This is a genomic window from Streptomyces bambusae (assembly GCF_019400985.1).
Lineage (GTDB): Bacteria > Actinomycetota > Actinomycetes > Streptomycetales > Streptomycetaceae > Streptomyces > Streptomyces bambusae_A.
On the sequence record NZ_WTFF01000573.1, the window covers coordinates 1 to 2,214 of the forward strand.

Genomic DNA, 2,214 nt, shown 5'->3' on the forward strand with positions numbered 1-2,214 from the left:
ACTGGGTCCAGCATTCGGCGGGGTGCCGGCCCCCGCCGGACATCTGGTCCTGGGCGGCGTGGCCGCCGTGGTCCTGGGCGGCAAGCGGCTGGCGCGGCGGCGCGGCGAGTAGCCCGGCGGCGCCGCGAGTCGCTCGGGCCCAGGGGGCTCGGGCCCGAGCGACTCAGGCCCGAGCGCATCAGGTCAGCGTGGCTCGGGCCGGCGTGGCTCAGGCCAGCGTGATGTTCCCGCCCTCGACGGCGATCTTCTGGGCGGGCAGCGGGCGCGTGGCCGGGCCGCCGGCCGGCGAGCCGTCGGCGACCTTGAACAGGCTCTTGTGGCACGGGCAGACGATGTGACCGTCCGTCACCGAGGTCACCGCACAGCCCTGGTGGGTGCAGACCGCCGAGTACGCCTTGAACTGGCCGGCCGTGGGCTGGGTGACCACGACCTTCTGCTCCGTGAAGACCTTGCCGCCGCCGACCGGGATGTCGGCCGCGGCCCCGAGGGTCTTCTTCCCGCCCGCGGCGGCCTCCGCGGCCGGGTCGGCGGGGGCGGGCTGCTGGCCCACCCCGGCCTCCGGGGCGCCGGTGCTCTCCTTGGGGGTCTCCTCGTTCGCGCAGCCGCTGAGCGCGGCGCCGGCCAGGGTGGCGGCGCCGGCCGCGAGAACGGTGCGGCGGTGCGTGGTGTCGGCCATGAAGATGTCTCCTTGCGTCGTCCCGGGAGTGGACTCTGACGGCAACACGTCCCGTCCGCAAGCCTGGTTCACCTCTCCGGCCGCATCTCCGACCGCGTCTTCGGGCCCGCCCTCGGGCGCGTCCTCGGGCGCGTCCTCGGCCCGCCGCCGGCCGCGCACTCAGGTGGACCGGGTGGGCCTCAGGCGGGCCTCAGGGCGTCACCTCGATCCGCAGCCGGTCCGCCACGAACTTCAGCGCGTCCTCGCGCTCCTCCGGCGAGCCCGCCCGCACCAGGACGTGCCCGAGCCGCTGCGAGGACGAGGTCAGCCGCCCCACGACGTCACCGGGCCCCTTGCGCAGCCGGATGCGGACGACGTCCGGGTGCGCCGCGATCTCCTGCACCCCGTCGACCGCGGTGATGGTGCCGGCCGCGCAGGTCGGGAAGTACGTCGCCGCGTACGCGACGGGCTCGGTGGGCACCCGGTCGCCCAGCGGCAGCCCGAGCGCGAGCCGGACCACCGCCTCGTGCAGGTCGAAGCCGTACGTCAGGCCGACCGCCTCGGCGAGGAAGTCCCCGGGCGTGCGGACGGCGACCTCCATCAGGACCGGACCGTCCACGCCGACCCGGAACTCCAGGTGCACCAGCCCGGTCCGCATGTTCAGCGCGCGCAGGACGCCGGAGGTCAGCGCGTCGACCTGGGCCGCCAGCGCCGGGTCGGTGAACCGGTGGCCGATGCGGTGGGAGAGCTCCACGAAGAACGGCGGGGCGGTGGTCTCCTTCTCCGTCACGTTCCGGAAGAGGACCTCGCCCTCGTGGACGAGCGCCTCCCAGCTGTACTCGGGGCCCTGGACGGCCTCCTCGACCAGGATCTTCCCCTCGCCGCCACGGCGTACGACGATCTCGTCGGCCTCGGCCGGAGTGGTGACGAGCTCGACCCCCTCGCTGCCGCCGAGGGTGAGCGGCTTGACCACGACCGGCAGCCGCTCGGCCATCCACTCCCGCGCGGAGCCCAGGTCCGGGGCGAGCAGGAAGCCGGGCTGCGGGACCCCGTACGCGCCGAAACCGGTGCGCTGCAGGGCCTTGTTGCGGGAGATGACGGCCGCGTGCAGGGACGGTCCGGGCAGGCCGAGGCGCTCCTGCGCCAGGGCGCCCGCCAGGACGTGGGCCTCGGCGAAGGCGAGCACGCCGTCGGGGGTCCGCTCGGTGATCGCCCGGGTGACGCCCTGCTGCCAGGACTCGTCCAGGCCGTTGGGAACCGGGTAGTACGTGACGTCGGGGTCGGCCGGGCCGGCGGCGAGCAGGGCCTCGGACTCCACGGCCCGGACCCTGACCCCGAGCCGCTGGGCGGCGTCGACGTAGGGCCGTCCCATCGTGCCGACACCGACCACCAGGAGATCCTTCACAGACTTTTCCTTCCACTCGAAGCGCGCGATGCGCGAAGCGCGAAGCAGGGATGGGACGGGGCGGGTGCGGCGTCAGCGCGGCGCGGGCGCGGCCGGAGCGGTCGGGCCGGCCGACGCAGGCGTCGCAGCCGTCGCCACCGGCGCGGGCGGGACC

2 protein-coding genes are annotated in these 2,214 nt (G+C 75.3%); both read right to left on the reverse strand.

The window, feature by feature from the left end; genetic code table 11:
- Nucleotides 1-208: 208 nt before the first annotated feature.
- A complete protein-coding gene (locus tag GPJ59_RS35665) occupies nucleotides 209-676 on the reverse strand; it encodes a Rieske (2Fe-2S) protein (protein WP_219672275.1) in 468 nt (155 codons plus the stop codon).
- A 190-nt stretch (nucleotides 677-866) separates the two neighbouring features.
- Nucleotides 867-2,060 carry an ATP-grasp domain-containing protein gene (locus GPJ59_RS35670; RefSeq protein WP_308120679.1) on the reverse strand — a complete coding sequence of 398 codons (1,194 nt, stop codon included), beginning with the start codon at nucleotides 2,058-2,060 and terminating at the stop codon, nucleotides 867-869.
- Between the last annotated feature and the right edge of the window lie 154 nt (nucleotides 2,061-2,214).